The sequence below is a fragment of the Spirosoma pomorum genome, assembly GCF_054776615.1.
In genome coordinates, this window is the sequence record NZ_BAAHBP010000025.1 from 50,355 (window position 1) to 67,336 (window position 16,982).

At 48.8% G+C, this 16,982-nt stretch carries 15 protein-coding genes; 14 read left to right on the forward strand and 1 reads right to left on the reverse strand.

Going from position 1 to position 16,982, the window contains the following annotated elements; genetic code table 11:
- The first annotated feature begins 67 nt into the window (after positions 1 to 67).
- The 12 genes from ACYVAD_RS14855 (at position 68) to ACYVAD_RS14910 (ending at position 12,090) form a co-directional block, all read left to right on the forward strand.
- Entirely contained in the window at positions 68 to 2,212 is a 2,145-nt protein-coding gene (locus ACYVAD_RS14855; protein WP_461140291.1) for a T9SS type A sorting domain-containing protein, read from the forward strand.
- 201 nt (positions 2,213 to 2,413) lie between these two features.
- Positions 2,414 to 2,785 carry an NADH-quinone oxidoreductase subunit A gene (locus ACYVAD_RS14860; protein ID WP_461140292.1) on the forward strand — a complete coding sequence of 124 codons (372 nt, stop codon included), beginning with the start codon at positions 2,414 to 2,416 and terminating at the stop codon, positions 2,783 to 2,785.
- Between the two features lie 55 nt (positions 2,786 to 2,840).
- Positions 2,841 to 3,386, forward strand: a complete 546-nt coding sequence (locus tag ACYVAD_RS14865; RefSeq protein ID WP_461140293.1) for an NADH-quinone oxidoreductase subunit B — start codon at positions 2,841 to 2,843, stop codon at positions 3,384 to 3,386.
- Between the two features lie 49 nt (positions 3,387 to 3,435).
- Entirely contained in the window at positions 3,436 to 3,936 is a 501-nt protein-coding gene (locus tag ACYVAD_RS14870) for an NADH-quinone oxidoreductase subunit C (RefSeq protein ID WP_461140294.1), read from the forward strand.
- 79 nt (positions 3,937 to 4,015) lie between these two features.
- Positions 4,016 to 5,254: an NADH dehydrogenase (quinone) subunit D gene (nuoD, locus tag ACYVAD_RS14875; protein WP_461140295.1), complete on the forward strand. Its 1,239-nt coding sequence runs from the start codon at positions 4,016 to 4,018 to the stop codon at positions 5,252 to 5,254.
- 15 nt (positions 5,255 to 5,269) lie between these two features.
- Positions 5,270 to 5,770 carry an NADH-quinone oxidoreductase subunit NuoE gene (gene nuoE / locus ACYVAD_RS14880; protein ID WP_461140296.1) on the forward strand — a complete coding sequence of 167 codons (501 nt, stop codon included), beginning with the start codon at positions 5,270 to 5,272 and terminating at the stop codon, positions 5,768 to 5,770.
- Between the two features lie 6 nt (positions 5,771 to 5,776).
- Complete coding sequence (nuoF, locus tag ACYVAD_RS14885) at positions 5,777 to 7,117, forward strand: NADH-quinone oxidoreductase subunit NuoF (protein WP_461140297.1); 1,341 nt, start codon at positions 5,777 to 5,779, stop codon at positions 7,115 to 7,117.
- 57 nt (positions 7,118 to 7,174) lie between these two features.
- Positions 7,175 to 8,260 (forward strand): NADH-quinone oxidoreductase subunit G, encoded by a 1,086-nt coding sequence (locus ACYVAD_RS14890; protein WP_461140298.1) that lies wholly within the window; start codon positions 7,175 to 7,177, stop codon positions 8,258 to 8,260.
- Between the two features lie 49 nt (positions 8,261 to 8,309).
- Complete coding sequence (gene nuoH / locus ACYVAD_RS14895) at positions 8,310 to 9,464, forward strand: NADH-quinone oxidoreductase subunit NuoH (RefSeq protein WP_461140299.1); 1,155 nt, start codon at positions 8,310 to 8,312, stop codon at positions 9,462 to 9,464.
- 51 nt (positions 9,465 to 9,515) lie between these two features.
- Positions 9,516 to 10,082, forward strand: coding sequence for a NuoI/complex I 23 kDa subunit family protein (locus ACYVAD_RS14900; protein WP_461140300.1), 567 nt, complete (start codon positions 9,516 to 9,518; stop codon positions 10,080 to 10,082).
- Between the two features lie 80 nt (positions 10,083 to 10,162).
- Entirely contained in the window at positions 10,163 to 10,717 is a 555-nt protein-coding gene (locus ACYVAD_RS14905) for an NADH-quinone oxidoreductase subunit J family protein (RefSeq protein ID WP_461140301.1), read from the forward strand.
- A gap of 194 nt (positions 10,718 to 10,911) precedes the next feature.
- Positions 10,912 to 12,090, forward strand: a complete 1,179-nt coding sequence (locus tag ACYVAD_RS14910) for an acetyl-CoA C-acyltransferase (protein ID WP_461140302.1) — start codon at positions 10,912 to 10,914, stop codon at positions 12,088 to 12,090.
- A 64-nt stretch (positions 12,091 to 12,154) separates the two neighbouring features.
- Here ACYVAD_RS14910 and ACYVAD_RS14915 read toward each other — a convergent pair whose 3' ends face one another.
- Positions 12,155 to 14,074, reverse strand: coding sequence for a LysM peptidoglycan-binding domain-containing protein (locus tag ACYVAD_RS14915; RefSeq protein ID WP_461140303.1), 1,920 nt, complete (start codon positions 14,072 to 14,074; stop codon positions 12,155 to 12,157).
- Between the two features lie 265 nt (positions 14,075 to 14,339).
- Here ACYVAD_RS14915 and ACYVAD_RS14920 point away from each other — a divergent pair, with 265 nt between their 5' ends.
- Together ACYVAD_RS14920 and ACYVAD_RS14925 are read left to right on the forward strand one after the other, a co-directional pair.
- Positions 14,340 to 16,154: an acyl-CoA dehydrogenase family protein gene (locus ACYVAD_RS14920; protein ID WP_461140304.1), complete on the forward strand. Its 1,815-nt coding sequence runs from the start codon at positions 14,340 to 14,342 to the stop codon at positions 16,152 to 16,154.
- Between the two features lie 268 nt (positions 16,155 to 16,422).
- Positions 16,423 to 16,935: a hypothetical protein gene (locus ACYVAD_RS14925; RefSeq protein ID WP_461140305.1), complete on the forward strand. Its 513-nt coding sequence runs from the start codon at positions 16,423 to 16,425 to the stop codon at positions 16,933 to 16,935.
- Positions 16,936 to 16,982: the final 47 nt, after the last annotated feature.

The following is a 16,982-nucleotide window of genomic DNA, read 5'->3' on the forward strand; positions in this document are numbered from 1 at the left end:
ATTACGTATTTGTACCATAAAGAGGGGAGAGCGTAAGCAAAAAAGGATCTTATTTATTGATCAACGGATGAAGAATCGTTACTTATTTTTTAAGTTTCTGATTGCCTGTCTACCATGCATAGTTAATACTGCAGTAGCCCAGTCAACACAGCCTATTAAAATTACCTACCCGGAAAGCCGGGCGGTCTTCCAGCGAGAGAATGACAATACCGCCACGATTTATTTATCTGGCAACTATTATCAGCCCATCGATAGTGTTCAGGCTCGGGTCCAGACAGAAGTAAGCGGACAAGGCTTTAATACGAACTGGACCACTATTCAGCGCAGTCCTCAGGGCGGTGTTTTTCAGGGATCTGTCCGGGCGCAGGGTGGCTGGTACCGGCTCGAGGTCAGAGCCTTTGTTGGTGGGGCAGAACTGGCCACTGATGTAATCCGTAAAATCGGTATTGGTGAGGTTTTCATCGTCACTGGCCAGTCTAACGCCCAGGGCTTTCAGAATTTTGGTGCACCTGCGGCATCCGACGACCGCGTTAACTGCGTTACGTTCGACAATACTACTGCTAACTCGCTAGGCGATCCCCCATCACCCATGTTTCAGCAGTTAAGCGCCAGCTCCCTGATTGGCCCTCGTGGACAAAGCGCCTGGTGCTGGGGTATACTAGGGGATTTGATTGCCAAGCAGTACAACGTTCCCGTCTTGTTTATTAATACGGCTTGGCAGGCAACTGTTATCAAAAACTGGCGGGAGAGCTCAGAAGGAAAAGTCACCAAAAATATATTTGCGATGGGGACACCTTCCGAGAATTTCCCGGAGGGTATGCCTTACGGCAACTTGATTACTGCCCTTCGTTATTACTGCTCCCTACAAGGATTGCGGGCCGTACTTTGGCAACAGGGGGAAAACGACAACGTACCGCTCAACTCGACTCGCCAAGCCTACGCCGAGGACATGCAGTACCTGGTGAACAAAACACGGGCGGATACAAAACGTTATCCGGCCTGGGTATTGGCTCGTTCATCCTATAATTCGGGTAAAGTCAGTCAGGAAGTTATTCAGGCGCAAAACGACGTAATCAATACCTACAATAACAACGTTTTTGCGGGACCTTACACCGATAATATCCAGATTCCACGCTACGAAGGCGATGTACACTTCGGTGGTGATGGGCTCCGCCAATTAGGTCAGGCCTGGTTTGAAAGCTTAAGTTCAGTGTTCTTCCAGAGTTCGCGTCCATTGCCGGCGCTGGCTCCACCGGCAGTTACTGTCAACTGTGCAACAACCAACAACAACTTGACCCTGACCCTGCCTACGCTGTACAAATCATATACCTGGCGGACGGGTCAGACCAGTCGTAGCATTAATGTCAGTACTCCAGGTGTATACCGGGCCGTACTAAAAGATGAGACCGGCAACACGTATCTATCCCCTACGGTTGATGTACAGGGTCCTATTCAACCAACAACGCCGGTGATTTCTCTGGCTAGCCAGCCATCGGTACCCGCGGCCAGCCAACAACAGGTGTGTGCAGATTCTACGCTGGCTCTAGCAACGACAACTACCGGCACCAGTACGGCCTTTTGGAGTACAAGTGCAATTGGCAACACGGTGCGAGTCAACCAAAGTGGTCAGTATTCGGTTCAGGCGCTTAACGTATATGGTTGTCGATCGGCGCAATCATCGCCCATTACGTTAACGGTTCGAAGCAAGCTGCCGTCGCCATCTATTGAGCAAATAGGAACCTTTACGTTACAAGCTGTTTTGCCTACGTCAACTGGTAGCCAAACAGACTTATATGACTGGCGACGTGGTAGTGAGGTTATTCCGCAGACGAGCGCTGTTGTTAAAGTAGTGGTCACCTCTAATTACTCCGCGCGTACTAAGTCAGAATTTCGATTGAACAACAATTCCCTGACCTGCTACTCTGATTTTAGCGCCCCTAAAGCGTTTACGTTTGACGCGTCAAATGGCGGTTTGAGTGTATACCCAAACCCAACGAGCGAGGGAGTAGTAACCATCGAAACGCTGGAAAACCTGGAAAACGCTGCTATAACTATCTATTCCTTATCTGGTGCACGAGTATTTGCGACCCAGATTCCGAGCCTGAATGAACGGAAAGCATTGGATATCGCTAATCTCGCACAGGGCGTTTATATCATCCGTGTTCAGTCAGCAAGCTTCGATTTGTCGAAGCGGCTTATTATCAACCGGTAACTAGCCAATGTACTAAATAGCAGGCCCCGTTATCTATAGTAGATACGGGGCCTGCTATTTAGTACAATTCTAAAGAAACTGGCCAATATTGTGATGCAAAGCATTAATTGTATCTTTGAGGTAGTCGTAAATTAGTGCTATTTATAGCTAATTAAAGCCCTTTTTTACAACGTTTAGCCCCTTTTTCAGTCTTTGTTTGGTATGAATACAACCTACTTACCGGCTGACTATTTACCGGTCCTTATTCAACTTGGTTTAGCACTGGGATTCATCGTTACAACGATGATTGTTACCCACATGATTGGGCCAAAGCGTAACAGTCAGAAGAAGGATGATCCGTTTGAATGCGGTATTCCAGTTCAGGGCGACGCGCGCACGCCCATCTCGATCAAGTACTTCTTGATCGCTATTCTTTTCGTTCTCTTCGACGTTGAAGTGATCTTTTTGTATCCCTGGGCTGTCAACTTCAAAGGACTAGGTATGACAGGTTTCGTCGAAATGATTTTGTTTATGGGACTGCTGCTGGCAGGTTTCTACTATGTTATCCGCAAAGGAGTCCTGAAGTGGGAGTAACTGAATTATAAAGGAAGTTATTCCGTTACTTTATTGGATAATATCATCATTTTTTATGGCATCTGATATTAAAATGGTTGAGGGCCCTGAGAGCTACAATGGCGCAGGTTTCCAGGCAACTTCGTTCGATAAATTGATTGGTCTGGCGCGGGCTAACTCGCTCTGGCCACTTCCTTTTGCAACTTCCTGCTGTGGTATCGAATTCATGTCTACAATGAGTTCGACTTACGATCTAGCCCGATTTGGCTCAGAGCGGCCCAGCTTTTCCCCTCGTCAGGCAGATATGCTGTTAGTTGCGGGTACAATTGCCAAAAAGATGGGACCTATTGTCAAGCAGGTCTATCTGCAGATGGCAGAACCACGGTGGGTTATGGCCATTGGCGCTTGTGCCTCTAGTGGTGGTATCTTTGATACGTACAGCGTGTTACAGGGTATTGACCGCATCATACCGGTTGACGTTTACGTACCGGGCTGCCCTCCTCGTCCGGAGCAGATTCTGGATGGCGTCATGCAGATTCAGGAGTTAGCTAAAAACGAATCATTACGTCGACGTAATACCGAAGAATACCAGAAGCTATTGAACTCGTATAACATCCAGTAAGTATGGCTTCGGTTTCATCTTTTTCGTTCATTTATCCACTAGTTACGCAATGCTGACCAACGAAGAAGTTGCGCAGACACTTATTCAACAATTCGGTCAATCGGTTAGTGATTTCGACGATCCATACGATCTGCTGACATTTACGGCAGATCGCGACCAGCTTGTTTCTCTTGTTACGTATCTAAAGGACCATAAAACGCTTCAGGTGAGCTTTTTGACCGATGTTACGGCGATTCACTATCCTGATACCGTGGGCAAGGAGTTTTGTGTAGTCTATCACCTGCATAGTCTGGTCAACAACTTCCGCCTTCGTATCAAAGTATATCTTTCCAACGAAGACGTTCATATTCCAACGATTACTCCGCTCTACGCAGGAGCCAACTGGATGGAACGGGAAACTTTCGATCTTTTCGGTATTATGTTCGACGGTCACCCTGATCTGCGTCGTATTCTCAATATGGAGGAGATGGATTATCACCCCATGTTGAAACAGTATCCTTTAGAGGATGCTACCCGGGAAGACAAAATTGATGCTCTGTTTGGACGATAACCAATGGTGAACGAGCAAAAGGGTGAATGAGCGTAACTACTTTCACTCTTTTCCTCTTTCATTCATTTACCCTTTACTCATGGTCTCCGAAGAACTCGACATAGCTAATAAAAACGTTCCTGCCAGGAACGATGATACGGGTGTTCAGTACGTTAACGAACTGACAACCCTGAACCTGGGGCCGACGCACCCTGCGACGCACGGTATTTTTCAGAACATCCTGCAAATGGATGGCGAAAAAATCGTTTCGAGCGAACAGACGATCGGATACATTCACCGCGCCTTCGAAAAAATTGCCGAACGGCGGCCCTTCTACCAGATTACGACCCTTACTGACCGGATGAACTACTGTTCGTCGCCCATCAATAACATGGGTTGGCACATGACGGTCGAGAAGCTGCTAGGCATCGACATTCCAAAGCGGGCTCAGTACATCCGGGTTATCATGATGGAGTTGGCCCGTATTGCTGACCACATTATTTGTAATGGTATCCTAGGCGTAGATACGGGCGCATTCACTGGTTTTCTTTACATCTATCAGGAACGCGAGTTCATCTACGAGATCTACGAAGAAATGTGCGGTGCCCGTCTGACGACCAATATGGGTCGTATTGGCGGCATGGAGCGCGACCTCTCGCCTACCGCTATTCGTAAAATCAAAGAATTCCTGGCTCGTTTTCCCAAAGTACTCCGTGAGTTTGAAAACCTATTCAACCGCAACCGGATCTTCATGGACCGCGTTGTCAACGTTGGTGGGATCTCGGCAGAACGCGCGTTGAGCTACGGATTTACCGGTCCTAACTTGCGGGCAGCGGGCGTTGATTACGACGTCCGGGTTATGAATCCATATTCCTCGTACCAGGACTTTGAGTTCGACATTCCTGTTGGGCAAAGTGGCGACACATACGACCGGTTCATGGTACGTAACGAAGAGATGTGGCAAAGCATGCGTATCATTCAGCAGGCCATGGATAACCTGCCAGAAGGTCCGTACTACGCCGACGCGCCACAGTACTATCTCCCGCCTAAGCAGGAAGTATACAAAAACATGGAAGCGCTGATCTATCACTTCAAGATTGTGATGGGCGAGATCGATGCTCCCGTTGGTGAAGTGTATCATGCGGTAGAAGGCGGCAACGGCGAACTAGGCTTTTACTTGATTAGTGACGGTGGTCGTGCGCCTTACCGGCTGCATTTTCGTCGTCCCTGCTTCATTTACTACCAGGCTTATCCAGAAATGTGTAAGGGCCTAACCCTATCCGACGCCATCGTTATTATGAGTAGCATGAACGTAATTGCGGGAGAGCTCGACGCGTAACTCGGCCGAACCATTATGACTACTGAAACAAATCCCCCCGTACAGTTTACGCCGGACCGACTGACGAAAGCACAGGAAATTATTGCTCGTTATCCGGAGGGTCGGCAAAAATCAGCATTACTCCCCCTACTGCACCTACTACAGGAACAGGAAGGCTGGACCAGCCCGGAAGGGATGGACTACGTTGCCCGAATGCTGTATATTCAACCAATCGAGGTATATGAGGTAGCTACATTCTACACCATGTATCATCTTGACCCAGTCGGCAAACACGTTATCGAATATTGCCGGACAGGCCCTTGCTGCCTGATGGGTGGCGAAGACGTATTGGCTCACCTGAAACAGCGGCTTGGCATCGAAACTGGTCAGACAACGGTGGATGGTCAGTTTACCCTGAAAGAAGTTGAGTGCCTGGCTGCTTGCGGCATGGGCCCTGTGTTCCAGATCCGGGAAAAATACTACATGCACCTGACCAACGAGCGGGTGGACGAAATCATCGACGAGCTGTCAAAATAATCCGCCATGGCTACCAAAATCTTAACCGAACATATCAACGTTCCCGGTATCGAGACATTCGATGTCTACCGGAAGCAGGGCGGTTATACCGCTGTTGAAAAGGCGTTGAAAACCATGACGCCCGATGAAATTGTTGAAGAAGTAAAGAAGGCAGGCGTTCGGGGTCGCGGTGGAGCTGGCTTCCCGATGGGTATGAAATGGAGCTTTCTGGCTAAACCAGAAGGTGTACCCCGCTACCTCGTCTGCAATGCCGATGAGTCAGAGCCAGGCACGTTCAAAGATCATTACCTGATGAAAAATCTCCCTCACCTGTTGATTGAGGGAATGATCGTTTCGTCGTACGCACTAGGTGCCAACAAGTCATTCATCTACGTTCGTGGTGAGTTGATGTACGTGATCCATATTCTGGAAAAAGCCATTGCCGAAGCAACTGCAAAGGGTTTTCTGGGAAAAAACATTCTGGGTACCGGCTACGATCTGGAGCTGATTGTTCAGCCGGGTGGTGGCGCCTACATCTGTGGTGAAGAAACTGCTTTGCTCGAATCGCTGGAAGGTAAACGGGGTAACCCACGTAACAAACCTCCTTTCCCGGCAGTAAAGGGTCTCTACCAAAGTCCAACCGTTGTCAATAACGTCGAGTCAATTGCCACTACGGCCTGGATTGTGAACAATGGTGGTGATGCCTATGCGGGGATCGGGATCGGACGTAGTACCGGCACCAAGTTGATTTCGGCGTCAGGCCACCTCAAGCGTCCTGGCGTTTACGAGATCGAGCTGGGCGTTCCAGTCGAAGATTTCATTTACGCCGACGAATGGTGCCAGGGCATCCGGCCGGGGCATAAGTTCAAAGCCTTGGTAGCGGGTGGCTCATCCGTCCCTATTCTTCCTGCCAACCTAGCGCTCACGCTAGAAAATGGCGATAAGCGACTGATGTCGTACGAATCGCTGTCCGAAGGTGGGTTCAAGACAGGAACGATGCTTGGCTCTGGAGGATTCATTGTTTTTGACGAAACCGCCTGTATCGTACGTAATACCTGGAATTTCTCGCGCTTCTATCACCACGAGTCGTGCGGACAATGTAGCCCCTGCCGCGAAGGAACCGGCTGGATGGAGAAAGTATTACACCGGATTGAGTACGGCCACGGCCATCAACAAGATATCGACTTGCTGGTTGACGTAGCGCGCCGGATTGAGGGGAATACCATCTGCCCGTTAGGTGATGCTGCGGCCTGGCCAGTTGCCAGTGCGATCCGTCACTTCCGCGACGAATTTGAGTGGCACATTACGAATCCTCAGGAAGCAACCCAGCCCGGTGCTGTTTACCGGGGCGAGATGGCGCTTGTTTAAGCTAGCGTCCTCGAAAATTAATTGATTTGTTAAACGGTTGATAGCCGTTCTATACATATGGAAGATATTAAGCCACAGTTAGTAAAAGTTACCATTGACGGGATCGAGGTCGAAGTTGAGCCGGGAACGACCATTCTGCAGGCGGCCCGAAAAATCGGTCCTGAGGTTGCTCCACCGGCCATGTGTTACTATCAGCCGCTGAAAGGTAGTGGTGGTAAATGCCGGGCTTGCTTGGTCCGGGTAGCCGCTGGGTCGGCAAAAGATCCGCGGCCAATGCCGAAGCTAGTAGCTTCCTGCTTAACTGCCGTTCAGGACGGTATGATTGTCGAGAATACGACGAACCCACAGGTGGTCGACGCCCGCAACGGTATTGTGGAATTCCTGCTTTTAAATCATCCGCTCGACTGCCCTGTCTGCGACCAGGCGGGTGAGTGCGATCTGCAAAACTTTGCCTTCGATCACGGTAAGGTGACAACGCGTTATGAAGAAGATCGACGCACGTTCGAGAAAAAAGACATCGGGCCGTACATTCAGTTGCACATGACCCGCTGTATTCTTTGCTACCGTTGCGTTTACACGGCGGATCAGATTACAGAGAAACGCGTACATGGTGTTCTAGGCAGGGGCGATGCTTCCGAGATTAGTACGTACATCGAGAAAGCCATCGACAATGATTTCTCAGGTAACGTCATCGACGTCTGCCCCGTTGGTGCACTGACGGACAAAACGTACCGGTTTAAAAACCGGGTATGGTTCTCGAAACCGGTCGATGCTCACCGCGATTGCCCAACTTGTTCCGGCAAGGTTACGCTCTGGTATCGTGGCGAAGACGTTATTCGGGTGACGGCTCGTAAGAACGAGTGGAATGAAGTAACGGAGTTTATTTGCAATACCTGCCGGTTCGAAACCAAGAAAACGAGCGACTGGACGATTGAGGGGCCAACCAAAATTGCCCGCAGCTCGGTCATTTCAGCAAACAAGTACCGGGCCGACGCGATCAAACCGTCATTCGGTCAACGGCTGGCAGCTGCCGAATACAAACCCATTCACGATGAGCGCGACACCTCCCAGCTAGGTATTCAGCAGCTGCCGCCCGAGCGGTTCGCCAAGGTTCTACCATCGGCTATGGAGCCCGAGCCCTGAATCTATTAAGTAGAACGTATTGATTGCTTAGTTAACGAGCCAGTATATCATGGATTTAACCGTATTACTAGTAAAAGGAGTCATTATCCTGGCCATCTTTGGGATAACGCTTCTGATTGCCACCTACTCGACTTACGCCGAGCGTAAGGTTGCAGGCTTCCTGCAGGATCGATTGGGGCCAAACCGGGCGGGCCCCTGGGGCTTGTTGCAACCCATCGCCGATGCGGGTAAGATGTTCTTCAAAGAGGACTTTATCCCTTCGCAGGCCAACAAATGGCTGTTCATTATGGGTCCATCGCTGGCCATGCTAACGGCATTGATGTCGAGCGCGGTCATCCCATTCGGCGATAGCATCAAATTTGGTGACTATACCATCCCCCTACAGGCCATTGAGATCAACATTGGTGTTCTGTATATCTTCGGTGTCGTATCGCTGGGTGTGTATGGCATTATGGTTGGCGGATGGGCATCCAACAACAAATTTTCTTTGTTGGGCGCTATCCGGGCTGCGTCGCAGAATATCAGCTACGAAATAGCCCTTGGCCTTTCGATGATTGCCATTTTGATGATGACGGGTTCGTTGTCCGTTCGGGCGATTGTCGACCAGCAAGCTACGTTCTTCGAGTGGAACATCTTTACGCAACCACTGGGGTTCATTATCTTCCTAACCTGTGCCTTCGCGGAGTGTAACCGGACACCATTCGACTTACCCGAGTGTGAGACGGAGCTGGTTGGTGGCTACCACACTGAATATAGTTCGATGAAATTGGGGTTGTATCTGTTCTCAGAATACACCAATATGTTCGTTTCGTCGGCCTTTATTTCAGCGCTGTATTTTGGGGGCTTCCATTACCCATTCATGAATGAAGTGAGCAACGCGCTAACGAACTCACTCGGCGCCGTTGCGGGGCACAACGTAGCGACGGCCATTGGTACCCTGCTTTTCTTCGGTAAGATTTTCTTTTTCATCTTCTTCTTCATGTGGGTACGCTGGACAATTCCACGTTTCCGCTACGATCAGTTGATGAATCTGGGATGGAAAATGCTAATTCCGCTGTCGATCCTGAATATTATCGTTACGGGAAGCGGTCTGCTTTTCAATTTTCCGTACGCAAGCTGGTTAATTGTAGTAGTTATGGTGGTACTGGCGGTTATGTCGACAGCTCGCGCCCCAAAACGGCAAATGGTCCCTCAACAGTCCTAGCCAGATGTCTGACGAGATTTAGCGTTCGTCAGACCAAACGCCTTGACAACTATGTCTCTAACAAATCGGTCAAAACAGGTCAGCAACAAAGAAATGACGCTGGCGGAGAAGATGTATCTTCCCGCCGTTGCGCAGGGGCTGGCCATTACGATAAAACACTTTTTCCGGAAGAAACCAACGATTCAGTACCCGGAAGTAAAACGGTATCTGGGTCCGGTTTACCGTGGTCACCACGTATTAAAGCGTGATGAACAAGGCCGTGAGCGTTGTACGGCCTGCGGACTTTGCGCTGTGGCATGTCCAGCTGAGGCTATTTCAATGGTAGCTGCTGAACGTAAAAAAGGCGAAGAAACGCTCTACCGTGAAGAGAAATACGCAGCTGTTTACGAAATCAACATGCTGCGTTGTATCTTCTGTGGTCTTTGTGAAGAAGCTTGCCCAAAACAGGCCGTCTACCTCCGCCACGACCGTATGGTGCCTGTTTTCATGGAGCGTGACGAGGTTGTCTACGGTAAAGACAGACTGGTCGAAAAGATGGACGATCGTTACGTCCGGATAGCAAACTCGGAAGTACAAGCAACGCCAACCGAGCCAAGTCTCACCCGCTCGACAACCTAGCATTTGACATCATGTACTGCGCATCGACAACCTAAGCTGGCGATGCGCAGCCATTTTTGCTGCGCTATTTCACGAAAACGATGACTGAATTTTTTACCTTCCTGAAATCACTGAACGCCACGGGGTATATGTTCCTTGCCCTGACGGCAATTACGCTTGTCTGTGCGATAGGCGTCGTAACGGCTCGAAATCCCATTTACAGTGTTCTCTCACTAATTGCTACGTTTTTCTGCTTGTCTGGCCACTATGTCTTGCTGAACGCGCAGTTTCTAGCCGCGGTGAACATTATCGTCTACGCCGGTGCAATCATGGTTTTATTTCTCTTCACCATTATGTTTCTGAACCTGCGTAAGGAAGATGAGGATTCAAAAACAAATCTGACCAAGATTATCGCCGTAGTGGCTGGAGGTCTTTTGATGGTCATGTTGATTACTATCTTCCGGGCTCAGAGTGCTAAGGTTCCGGTTTACAGCCAAACGAATTTTAGCAACAAGACGGGCCTGGTCGAGAACTTGGGCCAGCTGCTTTACAGCGATTACATTCTTCCTTTTGAGCTTATCTCGGTTCTGTTTCTGATTGCTATGGTCGGTGCCGTTATGCTTGGTAAACGCGAGGCAGGCGACCGCCATTTTTAATAGACTTATGGTTCTGTTTATGCAAGAAGCCGCTTCATAGCGGCTTCTTGCATTATAGTCGATATGGATTTCAGCCAGTATTTTTCAACAATAGTATGCACGCATACTATTTCTAATTATCTTGTGTAATTATTCCAAAACAAACTCAGTTATTGCAGTGGTAATACTGTAAAAGCAACTCTTACCAATCAATTATGGACGCATATATTGTTGCCGGATACCGTACTGCGGTGGGAAAAGCACCACGCGGAGGCCTTCGTTTTACCCGTCCTGATGACATGGCTGCCGAGGTAATCAAACACCTTATGGCACAGGTCCCAGGTTTTGACCCTGCCCGGGTCGAGGATTTGATCGTAGGTAACGCTGTACCTGAAGCGGAACAGGGCATGCAGATTGCCCGTTACATCGCGCTGTTATCGCTGCCTCAAAGCGTACCGGGGATGACCATCAACCGATATTGCGGCTCCGGTCTGGAAGCCATTGCCATTGCTTCCGCTAAAATTCACGCTGGTTTAGCCGATTGCATTATTGCTGGTGGCACCGAATCAATGTCACTTGTTCCCGTAATGGGCTGGAAAACGGCTCTGAACTACGAGATTGCGAAAACGAACCCCGACTATTACATCGGCATGGGCTTAACCGCCGAACAGGTGGCCCAGCAGTTCAACATTAGCCGGGATGCGCAGGACGAGTTTGCTTTTGAGTCGCACCAGAAAGCACTAGCGGCACAACAGGAAGGTAAATTCGCGGAGGAGATTGTACCGATTAACGTCAGCGAGACCTATTTCGATACGGAAAGTGGAAAGAAGAAAACCCGCACCTGGACGGTTAATCAGGATGAAGGACCTCGCAAAGATACTAGTGCTGAAGGACTCGCTAGGCTAAAACCAGTATTTGCCGCTGAAGGATCTGTGACTGCCGGAAACTCGTCACAAACCTCTGATGGTGCAGCTTTTGTGCTGGTTATGTCCGAACGGCTGGTTAACGAACTAAATCTAAAACCTATCGCCCGGATGGTGTCGTACGCCACAGCTGGCGTAGAGCCCCGTATTATGGGAATTGGTCCAGTAGCAGCTATTCCACTCGCGCTGAAAAAAGCGGGTTTAAAACAAGATGACCTTGACCAGATTGAATTGAACGAAGCGTTTGCCGCCCAATCACTCGCCGTTATCCAGGAATTAGGGCTCAATAAAACTATTATCAATCCAAATGGTGGCGCCATTGCTCTTGGTCACGCATTGGGGTCAACTGGTGCTCGCTTATCCGTACAGCTCTTAAACGAAATGCGCCGACGTGATCAGAAATACGGTATGGTTTCGGCCTGCGTGGGCGGTGGCCAGGGAGTTGCCGGGATCTTCGAGCGGCTAAACTAATCCTGTCTCCTCCTCTCAAACAACAAAAGCCCGACTTGTCGGGCTTTTGTTGTTTGAGAGTACCTTATTTTTGCGGAGCGCTTACCAGCAGTTTTTGTCCAACCGAAAGTGTGTAGTTTTTTAAATTATTCCAGCGCATTACGTCTTCCACACTGATTTTATTGATCAGGGCGACGCGGTAAACAGTTTGTCCCGGTTTTACGACGTGGTAACGTGCTGTTGGTAACGAACTAGGCGTAGGCTTATCCCAGCCGTCATTAGTGGTCGACAGTGCAGGAGCAGGTTTCGTTGGCTTCGGTTTAACGACAGGTTTTACAACCGGCTTTTCTACCATACCAACAACCAGCTCCTGACCAACTTCGATAGGTACGCTTATTGACAAATTATTCCATTTGCTGAGCTGAGCCAACGTAACGCCATACTGCTTAGCTAAGCCGGATAGGGTTTGCCCCGGCGTGACGATGTGCAGCTTTAGCGTATTATCAATCACTTTTGTGTTATCAGGCGATACAGGTGGCGTAGCGGTCGGCTTTGTTACAATTACGGCAACATCATCAACTGGCTTTGTTATGTGCACTTTTACCGAATCGGCCGATGGCTTTTGCTCGGCAACTACGGGCGGTGGAGCCTGTATGACCGTATCTGATAAAATAGGAGCCGATTCATAATTAACCGGTGGAATCTCAGTGGGTAACTTCTGGTACTCAACCGGGCGATTACGAGGCCGTTTCTTCTGCATCCAGATAATTCGACCGGCCTGTACCCGTTGCGTAGGAGCAATATCATTAAAACTTAGTAGCGACTCCAGCTGAACGCCGTAGATATCGGATATATCCCGCAACGTTTCGTTACGTTGTACGACATGAAAAGGAACCTTTGCTCGTTTTGCTTTCTTTTCCAGATAGTATATCTGTCCCGGCCGGATTACATCACGATCGCTTAGACTATTGTATTCGAGAAACTTCTCGGGCTTGAGCTTGCCGTAGTAGGACAGCATAATTACGTTATCACAAGGCTGAGCCTGTACACCCAAACGATCATTGATGCCGTAAAAAACGGCGGCAGAGCGGGTACCAACCGACTCTTGCGGCAAGCGGACTAGCGTAGGAAAACCAATATCCGACTTCCGTACGGATGAGGTCTGCCATCGTTCCTCAGCCCGCCCCTTGATTATCAGAAATTCCTCGGGTGTCACTCGCACAAGCACAGGATAATCCTTATCGACTGGAACCAGCTTGACTTTCAACCATTTGTTAAAGGGCTGGAACCGATCTTCTGCCAACTGAAGCCGTTGTGCAATCGAGCGAATACTCTGGTCACCACTGGTCCGGTATTCGTAGATCAGGTAAGTTACAGCAGGAATCATTACCGGCTCTTCACGCTCGAAAGCAATTTTTCTCGCCAGCACTTTCCACACTAGTGGTGGACTCTGAGGATCAAGCACTAAGTAAACGGAACTATTACGCGTGGGCGCCTGGCTGGGATTGTTCGTATCCCGCAGGTAATTCAATAACGTTGCTACATAATTTCCCGAAATCACGCGTAGTTGACTCAGGCGAGTGGTTACCGATTCGGTTGCTAAGATGGGATGGTATCGTTCATCCACACGTTCATTGATACGCAAGCGCATACTAAGCGCTCGCTTCTGCGTTAGCCCCCAATATGCTGCCGACGTATCGCCCGCGAATGGTAAGACCAAGTATCGAAAATCGATTGGTAACTGGCGGCTGGACAGGAGCGGCTGTAGCAAAGGGGAAAGCTGACGTAACGACTCGATTTCCTGACGTAACACACTTCGATTCGCGTATATACGACTTACTTCCTGCTGAACCTGTAACCGTCCCTGCTCATTTAAGTGGATCGTAACGTCAGCGAAATTAATATCGAGCGGTACCTCAGGGATAGACTGCCCTTTGGCCCGCCAGCTATACAGCAGCAACAGGCAAAGTACAAGCACCGGTATCGATGCGCTTGTTTTACTCATCGTGGATAGTTTAGTCAATGGCCGGTAGTTAAAAGTACTACTATTTACTATCACTCCTCATAAATGTAATTGTTTGGCCCTAAATGAGTAAATTATTAACGTAAGTCCGCGATTTTATTAGCTAGTAAGTAAAAACGTGCCCTTGTTTTCGATTGCAACACTCAATTTTTGAGCGTGGTCTAAATATTATTGTTATGCTTGCATACTACTTTATTTAATTGTTTATTTGTAATCATTAGTATGCATGCATAACAAGTAAAGAACTATGACTGCGACCGAGCCCAAAGCATCTATTACAGGCGGTGAGTTTCTTATCAAAGAAACTGAAGCTTCTCAGGTGTTTATACCCGAAGAATTTACCGAAGAACAACAAATGATCGCGGCTACCTGCCGCGAATTTCTAGCCCGTGAGATTATTCCGCGGCTGGATGAGATCGATACAGCCAAATCCCCTGAACTAATCTCCTCGCTAATGGATAAAGCGGGTGAGTTAGGCCTGCTGGGAACCTCTGTCCCGGCCGAATATGAGGGGTTTGGAATGAACTTCAATACGTCCATGCTGGTAGCTGAAGCAACCGGGGCGGGTCACTCATTCTCAGTCGCCTTATCGGCACACACGGGAATTGGTACGTTACCGATCGTTTATTACGGCAACGAAGAGCAGAAAGCAAAATACCTCCCGAAACTGGCTTCCGGCGAGTGGAAAGCGGCTTATTGCCTGACTGAACCTGATTCTGGATCGGATGCTAACTCAGGTAAGACGAAAACGACACTGAGTGCCGATGGAACGTATTACGTTCTTAACGGTCAGAAGATGTGGATTACCAACGGGGGGTTTGCCGATGTTTACATTGTTTTTGCCAAAGTCATCGACGAAAATGGCCAGTCGGACAAAAATTTAACTGCGTTTATTGTTGATCGCTCATTTGAGGGTATCACGATGAACGAGCCAGAGCATAAGATGGGAATCAAAGGCTCTGACACGCGGCAGCTTTTCTTCAACGATGTGAAAGTGCCAGCTGAGAATATGTTGTCAGAACGGGGCAATGGCTTCAAAATCGCGGTTAATATCCTGAATATCGGCCGGATCAAATTGGGGGTTGCCGCTATTGGGGGCTCAAAGGCGGTCGTTGATGATGCTATTCGGTACGCGAACGAGCGTAAACAGTTTAAAACGCCCATCTCACAATTTGGTGCTATCAAGCACAAGCTGGCTGAGATGGCCGTGAAAATTTACGCATCTGAAACTGCCAGTTACCGCGCCGGGCAGAACATCGACGATCTTATTGAGGACCTGAAAAGTCAGGGCGTAGATGATTCGTCGGCCAAGCTGAAAGCGCTAGAGCAGTTCGCCATTGAGTGTGCGATCATGAAGGTACACGGCTCCGAAGCGCTGGATTACGTTGTTGATGAAGGTGTTCAGGTTTACGGCGGTATGGGATATTCAGCCGATGCGCCCATGGACCGAAGTTACCGCGACGCCCGCATCAACCGGATTTTCGAAGGGACGAACGAGATCAACCGGATGCTGATCGTTGATATGCTCCTCAAACGGGCTATGAAAGGCGAACTAAATCTGATGGAGCCCGCCATGGCTGTTGCCAAGGAAATTATGTCGATTCCTGACTTCAACATGGACGAGGAAGATGGCATATTCATTGCGGAGAAAAAAGTGCTGCGCAACCTGAAAAAAGCAGCCCTTATGGTTGCTGGTGCAGCGGTCCAGAAGTTCATGATGAACTTGTCGAACGAGCAGGAGATCCTAATGAACATCGCTGACATGGTCATCGAGATTTACGCGGCTGAGTCCGTGCTGCTTCGGGTCGAAAAACTGATCGGCATTAAAGGAGAAAGCGCCGTCGAACTTCAGACACAACTAGCCTTGGTTTATCTACACGAAGCCGTTGAAAAAGTAAACAACGCTGGCAGAGCGGCTATTACCTCCTTCGCTGAAGGTGATGAGCTACGGGGTATGCTGATGGGCTTAAAACGATTTACAAAAATTGAACCCATGAACCTTAAAGATGCCCGTCGTACTATTGCCGATGCGATGATTGCAGAAAACAAGTACATTTTCTAGCTGGCTGATTTAAGGTAGGTACACGCTTCTTACCGTTTACTCAAACATATGTACGAATAAGCGACCCACTTCTAACTACTATAAAGTAGTCAGAAGTGGGTCGCTTGTTTTATAAAAAACTCATATTCAATGAGTTAATATGATGAGACATTTACAAGACCAACGAATTTATTCCTAGCCGATAAATAAAGGGTCTTTCGTGTTGTTTGTACCCCGTGTATAGGGTGTATTACTTTGTACCATGTTTTATATCAAACATCGAGACTAGATGAAAAATATTCACTACGCATTTTTATTGGTTTTCTCGCTGCTCGTCAGCACCCAATCCTTTGGCCAGCTGGCTGTTGACAAAGGGACCAAGTTCATCAATCTAGGCGTTGGCCTGGGTGGATACGGTGGCATTGTTTACGGCGGAGGCTCAGTCGCCTTGGCGGGTTCATTTGAAGCTGGCGTTGCCAAAAACATTACGGTGGGCGGTATCGCTAGTTTCCGTTCGTTCTCGGGGATTGGTTCATATTACAGCATTGGTGCTCGGGGTTCTTACCACGTCAATGAGCTACTAAATCTATCCGACGAGAAGTTGGACTTATACGGAGGATTGGGTCTGGTTTACAGTGGCTTTTCGTACAAAGACACGTATCTGAGCGGGTATTCGTACGGTGGTGTTGATGTAACGTTACACCTGGGTGGCCGTTATTTCTTCTCAAATAACCTCGGCGGATTCGCTGAGGTCGGGTACGGAATCGCCCCTCTTCAGGTGGGGGTTACGTTCAAACTGTAAAACGTTTACACCAAACAGAAAAGGCTGACGGGTTGTCCGGCAGCCTT